Below are 7304 nucleotides of genomic sequence, written 5' to 3'. Positions count from 1 at the left end.
GTTAATGAGGCTTTCACCTCAAAAACCTGCCCCGTTTGCGGGAAGCCCCACGAGGGGGCCCGCTTTGTTCGTGGTTTGTTTAAGTGTCCCGCGACGGGGCTTGACTTTAACGCGGATTTGATTGGTGCTTTCAACATTTTAAAGAAGGCTGTGGAAAAGATAACCCCGAATCTGGGCGGCCTTTATGCTCAGAGGAGGGGTAACGGGGGGAAGACCCTCCCCGAGGGGCCGAAAAGCCCACCCTTGTTGGGCTTTAATGAGACCCCTCAAACCTTTCCGCCGTTGGCGAGGGGTTAACTCGTTGGAACCCTCGCCCTTCACGGCGGGAAGGAGGTCAGACTGGTTACAAGCTCAAAGCTTGGGCTTTCAATAACGTCTTTGTGAAGGTTGTTCAGAACTTCTAGGGCATGTCTTAGTGCAATGACTCTTTTTTCTGGCGGTGTCCAGATAGCCATTACTCTTGATCTTATTGTTTCCCCAAAGAACCGCTCAAAGCTTCTCTCTAAAACCGCGTTACCGTTCTTTCTTTCCTCGTAGATATATAGCGGTAAATCAGAATGGGCATCAAATATCACTATTTTCACCCATGAGATTATCCGTCCCTTTAGTATTTTAGTATTTTCCTTAGCTCAGTTAGTGTAGCGATGCGGATGCGGGTATCGGGTATCAAATTAGCTACCTTGAAAGCACCTTCAATTTCTCCGCTTTTTAGCATTCCCATGGTTATTTCTGCCATAATTTCAGAGCGCAGCTCCACGTCTTCAATGTTCATGGAAAGCTTTAACGCTTCTTTAAATCTTTCGAGTCCGGTCAGTAGCTTTATCACGTAGTGTAGATAGCGCTTGGGTATTTGGAGTTCTTGGAGATATTTAAGGGCTGTTTCAACTATTTGGCTATACCCAAGGGTTTCGTTCTTTTTCATCCATAGTGCTACCTCTAAAAGACCAATAAATATCTTCTCATCGTTAAATGTGCGTATAATTAATTTGGTGGCGTAGATATATTTGCCTTCCGAGACGGCTTTTCTTATTTCAGGCAAACCAACTGTGGCCAGGGTTCTCGCCAGATCGATCTTTCTTTCAACAGTCGCGGCTTTCGCTGGTACGCGGAGCTTTTCAAATAAGTCATGGGCTCTCTCGTAGAATTTGATAGCCTCTTCTGAGGGGAGCTCATCTCCAACGCTTTCTATTATGCTTCCCAGCTCTATGAGGTACTCGGTTTTCTTCACATAGTTTACCCTTAGGTTGACCACTATGTCAAAAACTTTTTCAAATAAGTCCAGCGAGAAATCAACAAGCCCGGAAATACCCATATAATACGCAATATTTGCCAGGGGATATATCCTGTCTTCAGATTTTTTTATTTTTTCAGCTTCTTTTATGGCTTTTTCGAACAGCCCCAGAGCGTATTCAGTATCCCCCATTATATAATATACAGAAGCAATATCTGCGAGTGCTTTTGATTTTTCTCCTTTATCTTTAATCTTCTTGGAAAAATACTCCGCATCTTCTAAACAACCATAAGCTATCTCTATATCCTGCGTGTAAATCACCCTAGCCATACCGCTAAGGGCTAATACTTTGTCTAGATTATCGTCTAGGTGGTTAACCAATTCCAAAGCTTCTTCATATCTTCCGTTTTTTGCTAAAAACACAATATCATCAATTTCGACCATCATTATCAAAAAGTATATTGGGCAAACAACTTAATAAACATTCTCCCCTTCTTGATATGGGGGTTCAAAAATGCTTACCTTGGCCCTTTACAATTCATACGATCCCAAGAAGCTTCACGAAGCGCATCTGAGAGCCATCGCTAGAGCGGCTCCCATCTGTTATGCCTTCGATTTCCACCTTACCCTCATAGGGTTCCCCTTTGAAAAAAAGAAACCGGCTGAAATAGCTGAGGAGATATCCCAAAATACAACAATTGGAGAGGGCGGAAAATACCTCATAGAGCTTGCAAGGGCAAACAAGTTTCATCTCATTGAGTTTCCAAAAGGCGGCTTCCCTCCCCAGTTCGGGCATGTCGTGGCAACTACACGGAAGCCCAACGAAGATAAGGAAATTTCCTCCCACCAGATTGCAGAGAGAGCTCTTAAAGGGGAAAGCTTTATGTTAGTAGTAGGGCTGGGGAGGCATGGACTGCCGAAGGAAATCTTTAAGTTGGCTAACTATCATTTAGATATCACCGATGGAAAGAGGATAAGTCTGGAAACGTGCACTGCCATAGGTTCAATACCAACGAAGATTAGAACAATCATGGAGGAGTTAAAATGGAGGAAAAGTTACTAAGTGGGTGGAAAGGGGACGTTGCATTTCTTCTCATCAGCCTTGTGGTTGTTTTTGCTCTTCATAGTGGTTTAAAGATTGCCCTTCATACAGACTCGCCACTGGTTATTGTGATAAGCGGCTCGATGGAGCCAACATTTTATAGGGGAGATGTTGTTCTTCTCAAGGGAGTCCCTCCAAGTGAAATAAAGGTTGGAGACGTCGTAGTCTACAAGAGACCCTATACGAAGTATCCAATAATTCACAGGGTCAGGGATATAGTTGAGTACAATGGAAAAAGGTGCTTTGTGATTCAGGGGGACAACAACTGGATACATGACTTCTACCCCCTCAACGTAGATGATTTTCCGTATCTTAAAGATTACATCGGCTTGGCTGAAGGAAATGTCCTTCCCTGCATCCCTCAAGAGGCTATTGAGGCAAAAGCACTGCTGGTCTTCCCAAAAATTGGGTATCCGCCCCTCATCGTGAGAGAAAAGCTTGGACTGGGATGATGTGAAGGGTAGGTTGCTGAGGTGTGATGAACTAATCGGCCCCTGACCGGACGATTCCTCTTTGCTTTTTGCTCTTTTTTAGGCACACATTTTTAAGCTCCGGCAATCTTCATTCTTTGGTGATGTTGTTGAGGTTTATTCCCCTGATAGTTGCAAGACCAGAAGTGCAGATGGCCATAGATGAGGCAATAATGCGGGCAAGGATTGAAGGAAAAGTTGAAGACACCGTTAGACTTTACGTTTTCAAACCGAGCTCCATAACAATCGGCAGATTTCAAAGCGTTGAGCACGACGTCAATCTTGACAAGTGCAGGGAGCTTAACATCCCTGTAGTGAGAAGAATAACAGGTGGTGGAAGTGTTTTTCACGATCAGTACGGAGAGATAACCTACAGTGTAATCATAGGAGAAAACTTTCACGAGAGCTTGAGGAACATAGAAACGAGCTACAGGTTTTTAGCGGCTCCTCTCGTCAGAGCGCTTGAGGAATTGGGAATAAACGGTGGCTTTTCCGGGCTAAACGACATAGCAGCCAATGGCAAGAAAATCAGCGGGTCTGCGCAAACAAGAAGAAAGGGGATCATCCTACAACACGGCACCTTCATGTATGCAACCAGGCTTGAAATTCTCGCCTCAGTGCTCAAAGCTTCTCAGAAAAAACTACAAGATAAGGGAGTTTCAAGTATCTGGGAGAGGGTAACAACACTGGAAAGAGAAGGAGTAAAGCTCAGCAGGGATGAGGCTTATGAGCTGTTGAAGGCAAAGTTCTTTGAAGAGTTCCCGCTTGAGGAGGGACAACTGACAGATTATGAACTCGAGATTGCGGAGAAGCTCATAGAAGAAAGATACGGTAACGAAAAGTGGAACTTCCAAAAGTGATGCTCAGCGATCACCTTTCCATCCTCATCTTTCGGTTCGCCCATCACTCATCATCGCATACTTTTCTTGAGGGCTTTTGTTTTTAAGAATATGCACTATCTTTTTAAACTTCCCTTGGGAGTGAAATTAGGTGGACAAAATGGTGAGCCTAATTACAGCAATGGCTTTGATACTCGGTTTCTGGGGAGTTCTATATCTCGCATTTGGAAGAAGGGGAGAAGAAAAAGAAGAAGGTCTACAGATTGACCTTTTCATTGCAATATGGAGGACTAAAAGATTTGTTAACTTCATAGACAAAGTTGGGACGAAGTATAAGAAGTTCTGGAAAGGATACTCCACAGCAGGCATAATAGTCGGCTTTATAGGGATGGCCTATGTGTTCTACACCCTCTTCACTCTCGCCATGCAGAATCTCCGGACAAAAGCAGCTACCCCCGGAGTCCAGCTTGTTATACCGGGCATTACAATCCCCCTGTGGTATGGGTTGATAGGGCTTATTGTGGTCATGTTTGTTCATGAGCTAAGTCACGGATTTGTAGCTAGGGCTGAGAATTTGCCCTTAAAGTCCGTTGGTCTTGTGCTTTTCTTCGTGATTCCAGGTGCGTTTGTTGAACCGGATGAGGAGAAGTTAACAAAAGCCCCCTTGCTGAGCCGTCTAAGGGTTTATGCTGCTGGCTCTATGGCGAATATTGTAACGGCTCTTCTGGCTATTCTGCTTTTGAGCTATGCTTTAAATCCCATAATACAGCCAGCTGGAGTCGAGGTTTCCAAACTGGCTCCAGAAGGTCCTGCTAAAAGCTACCTCCAAGAGGGAGACATCATCGTAGGGATAAACGGCCAGCAGATAGCAACAGTGGAGGAATTCTTCAACATAATGAACAAAACAAAGGCTGGAGAAACGATAGAAGTTGAGGTACTACGCAAAGGAAAAAAGGAAGTCATTAACATCCCCTTGGGCTCTCATCCGGACAATCCGGAAAAAGGATACCTCGGAGTTTACCCAGCGCAACACATAACCTCAAAGGTGGGCTTTAACGGGATCGTGCTCCCTCTGGCGTTTTCACTTTACTGGATCCACGTGCTAAACCTTGGTATAGGGCTGATGAATCTCTTCCCACTAGTTCCATTGGATGGAGGAAAGATGCTTGACGATGTTTTGAAAGCCTTCCTTCCTTCCAAAGTTGCCAAATCCATAACGTACCTATTTGTAGGGATAGGATTGTTCTTGCTCGCTGTGAACCTCTTCCCAGCTTTAAGAAGCCTTCTGGGGTGATAAAATGATCCAAATAGCCATAGTAGGATCGAGTGATAATAAACCTCTACCAAAAGCAGTCAAAAAGACAAAAGAATTCATCGAGGAGTTAACTAAGCACAAAGATAAAGTAGTTCTCCTTACCGGAGGAAGAGAAGGCATTATGGAGATAGCGAGCAGGGAATTTGCAAGGTTTGGAGGAATTGTTGTGGGAATCCTCCCGGAGAGGCAGGAGGGAAATGAGTTCAACACAATCAGAATAAAAACCGGAATGGACTTTGCAGAGAGAAGTGCGGTTATGATCAATTCAGCCGATGTTCTGGTAGTCCTTGGGGGAGGAGTCGGCACAATGGTGGAAGCATTAATTGCATATAACTACTCAAAGCCAGTTATTGTGGTCACGGACACAGGCTATCCAAGCGACAGACTTGAGCTCCTTGCTCAAGATGGCTACTTTGACCACAAAAAACTCGTGAAAGTGCACTTTATAAAAGATGGAAAAGAGGCCGCCAGACTTGCGCTGAAGCTCGCTAAACGATGATTATCTTTCCGTTTTCTATTTTAAAGGTATACGTGGCAGGTTTAAAATTGGGTGAAGGTGCTTTCCTTACAATCATCTTCTCCTCCACTTCCCCTTCTTGCGAGCTGAAGTCGATCTGATACTGACTGTAAAGGGAGAGCCACGAGATGTATCTTGAGGAGACTCTGTCCCTGTTGAGAAGGGTTATGTTTATCGGTCTTTTTCGCTTTTCGTAAAGAAGAGCCTTTTCTTTTTCAGCCAGGTTCTTTTGGAGATTTCTAAGTTCTATTTCTTCCCCTAACAAGAATACAAATCCATCTGCGGTTACCTGTATCCCTATTGGTCGCCTATCTTTTATTCTCTCCTTCAACATCTTTCTGTAGAGATTCATGAACTTTGGGAGATAAGTTTCTCGATCCATATTTTCATAATAGACGTACGGTTGTTGGTAGTTTATTCCATAAAATGATGCAAAAATGTCTATAATTCCCAGATCTCCATTTTCTCCTTTTTCATTGAGATCAAAGTTAATCCTCTTCAATTCTAAGTTGAGCATGGATATAGGAACAACTGAATTTATTATTACTCCAAAGTCTCCATCTTCTATTCGATTTCGTAGAATCTCGAAAGCAAGTGTCCAACCTTGCGAATAAGTGTCATATGTTATTAAAACAATACTATCTTCTAGGATACCCCCTCCAAGGGCTTCATCAAGTTGTGGAATCTTAGTTTTTATGAGTTCCATGATAACCACCATACAAATAACAATATGGATTTATTTATTTAAGCTTTTTTCATTTTTCGGGCGTGTTTATAGTAACCTTTATTAGGGTTTTTGCTGAATTCTTTCAGGTGGTTGTCGTGATCCCCAGATGGGATCACAGACTCAAAGACCCTGAAAGCGTGGCATTCGCAATTCTTGACGTTTTAGCAGACTTCGAATCAGAAGGAAAGCTGAAGAACCTGCCAAAATCCAAAAAATTTCCAAGTAAAAACAATACTGGCAATACTCCTCTTTAAACAATACTACAACCTACCCCTCAGAGACGCCCAGCACTACGGCAGAAAATTCTTACGGAGCAAACATTCACTACTCAACCCTCCACAACTGGGAGAAAAAGCTAGAACCTCGAAGAACTGACAAACCACCTCCTGAAAAACTCCAAGAAATTACCCTACGCCAGCACTCAAGCAGACTCAACCATTATTACAAATAAAAAAGGGTAGGAATAGAAGTTCAGGCAATAACGAGAATCCTGCCGGGTTTACTGTATCCGGTTGCTGTGAAGATCACAACTTCTGAGAACGAGCTGATTGAACTCCTGCCGGGGGTTCTGGGAATTTTATGCTGATGGGGCTTATGATTCAAAGAAAGTTCTGAACACTGTGGTGGAAAAGGGTTATCGGCCGATTGTTAAGAAAACTAAGAACGCTCCAGGTGGTTTTGGTAGTAAGAAGAGAGACAGAGTGTTTTCTGAAGAAGAGTACAGGCATAGGAATCCTCATGAGGGGTTCTGGGGTGCGTTTACAACGTGGTTTGGCAGTAGGATCCCCTGTTTTCTGAAAAAGACTAACTGTAACCCGAATCCTGCTTGGGGTAATGTGTTATGGTCTGAAAATCCTCCTCAGAGTCAAATACTGTTTAAATAACAGGGGGTGAAACTAAACACGCCCTGGATGATACCAGGTTCACTAAAGGGCTATAAACTTTGATTCTGCAGTACAATTCCATTCTCTGTTATATCATAAGGAACCCAAGAAAGAACATGACGCGTTCTTCTCATTCCATAAACTCTTAAGTACCTTCTCAAAGTTCTATCCTCTTCAAACAGCTTCATCTCTATGATTCCATCCGCTATTGCTTTGATT

General features: G+C 43.4%; 12 protein-coding genes. 8 read left to right on the top strand and 4 right to left on the bottom strand.

The window, feature by feature from the left end:
- The coding region (locus THEPK_RS05285) for a zinc ribbon domain-containing protein (RefSeq protein ID WP_042699223.1) at positions 1–297 on the top strand (297 nt) is incomplete at its 5' end.
- 20 nt (positions 298–317) lie between these two features.
- On the opposite strand, the gene THEPK_RS05280 is transcribed toward THEPK_RS05285, so the two are convergent.
- Positions 318–584, bottom strand: a complete 267-nt coding sequence (locus THEPK_RS05280; protein ID WP_342764005.1) for a membrane dipeptidase — start codon at positions 582–584, stop codon at positions 318–320.
- A 20-nt stretch (positions 585–604) separates the two neighbouring features.
- Positions 605–1678: a hypothetical protein gene (locus THEPK_RS05275; protein WP_232194564.1), complete on the bottom strand. Its 1074-nt coding sequence runs from the start codon at positions 1676–1678 to the stop codon at positions 605–607.
- A 67-nt stretch (positions 1679–1745) separates the two neighbouring features.
- Between THEPK_RS05275 and THEPK_RS05270 the strand changes: the two genes are divergently transcribed.
- The 5 genes from THEPK_RS05270 to THEPK_RS05250 all read left to right on the top strand — a co-directional run bounded on the left by THEPK_RS05270 (position 1746) and on the right by THEPK_RS05250 (position 5456).
- Positions 1746–2294, top strand: coding sequence for a DUF531 domain-containing protein (locus THEPK_RS05270; RefSeq protein WP_042699219.1), 549 nt, complete (start codon positions 1746–1748; stop codon positions 2292–2294).
- Positions 2276–2785 (top strand): signal peptidase I, encoded by a 510-nt coding sequence (locus THEPK_RS05265; RefSeq protein WP_042699216.1) that lies wholly within the window; start codon positions 2276–2278, stop codon positions 2783–2785. The genes THEPK_RS05270 and THEPK_RS05265 overlap by 19 nt, the downstream gene beginning before the upstream one ends.
- A gap of 128 nt (positions 2786–2913) precedes the next feature.
- The gene (locus tag THEPK_RS05260; protein WP_042699213.1) at positions 2914–3663 is read left to right on the top strand and encodes a lipoate--protein ligase family protein; all 750 of its coding nucleotides are present in this window, start codon (positions 2914–2916) and stop codon (positions 3661–3663) included.
- Between the two features lie 139 nt (positions 3664–3802).
- A complete protein-coding gene (locus THEPK_RS05255) occupies positions 3803–4936 on the top strand; it encodes a site-2 protease family protein (RefSeq protein WP_042699210.1) in 1134 nt (377 codons plus the stop codon).
- A 4-nt stretch (positions 4937–4940) separates the two neighbouring features.
- Entirely contained in the window at positions 4941–5456 is a 516-nt protein-coding gene (locus THEPK_RS05250) for a TIGR00725 family protein (protein ID WP_042699207.1), read from the top strand.
- Here the strand turns inward: THEPK_RS05250 and THEPK_RS05245 are convergent.
- Positions 5446–6180, bottom strand: a complete 735-nt coding sequence (locus THEPK_RS05245) for an RAD55 family ATPase (protein WP_042699203.1) — start codon at positions 6178–6180, stop codon at positions 5446–5448. The two genes, THEPK_RS05250 and THEPK_RS05245, sit on opposite strands and share 11 nt — an antisense overlap.
- Positions 6181–6242: 62 nt before the next feature.
- Here THEPK_RS05245 and THEPK_RS13015 point away from each other — a divergent pair, with 62 nt between their 5' ends.
- Complete coding sequence (locus tag THEPK_RS13015; RefSeq protein WP_156882144.1) at positions 6243–6455, top strand: hypothetical protein; 213 nt, start codon at positions 6243–6245, stop codon at positions 6453–6455.
- Positions 6456–6749: 294 nt separating this feature from the next.
- Positions 6750–7085, top strand: coding sequence for a hypothetical protein (locus THEPK_RS05240; protein WP_042699200.1), 336 nt, complete (start codon positions 6750–6752; stop codon positions 7083–7085).
- 50 nt (positions 7086–7135) lie between these two features.
- On the opposite strand, the gene THEPK_RS12585 is transcribed toward THEPK_RS05240, so the two are convergent.
- The coding region (locus THEPK_RS12585) for an RAD55 family ATPase (protein WP_304412537.1) at positions 7136–7304 on the bottom strand (169 nt) is incomplete at its 5' end.

This window comes from Thermococcus sp. PK (genome assembly GCF_000430485.1).
In the GTDB taxonomy this organism is placed as follows: domain Archaea; phylum Methanobacteriota_B; class Thermococci; order Thermococcales; family Thermococcaceae; genus Thermococcus_A; species Thermococcus_A bergensis.
The sequence above is the reverse complement of the archived record's forward strand: the minus strand, read 5'-3'. Positions and strand labels throughout refer to the sequence as shown.

Bases quoted from the DNA above. Each gene is read 5' to 3' on its own strand.
- THEPK_RS05275 (WP_232194564.1), bottom strand. From the start codon at position 1,678: ATGATGGTCGAAATTGATGATATTGTGTTTTTAGCAAAAAACGGAAGA.
- THEPK_RS05270 (WP_042699219.1), top strand. From the start codon at position 1,746: ATGCTTACCTTGGCCCTTTACAATTCATACGATCCCAAGAAGCTTCAC.
- THEPK_RS05265 (WP_042699216.1), top strand. From the start codon at position 2,276: ATGGAGGAAAAGTTACTAAGTGGGTGGAAAGGGGACGTTGCATTTCTT.
- THEPK_RS05255 (WP_042699210.1), top strand. From the start codon at position 3,803: ATGGTGAGCCTAATTACAGCAATGGCTTTGATACTCGGTTTCTGGGGA.
- THEPK_RS05250 (WP_042699207.1), top strand. From the start codon at position 4,941: ATGATCCAAATAGCCATAGTAGGATCGAGTGATAATAAACCTCTACCA.
- THEPK_RS05245 (WP_042699203.1), bottom strand. From the start codon at position 6,180: ATGGAACTCATAAAAACTAAGATTCCACAACTTGATGAAGCCCTTGGA.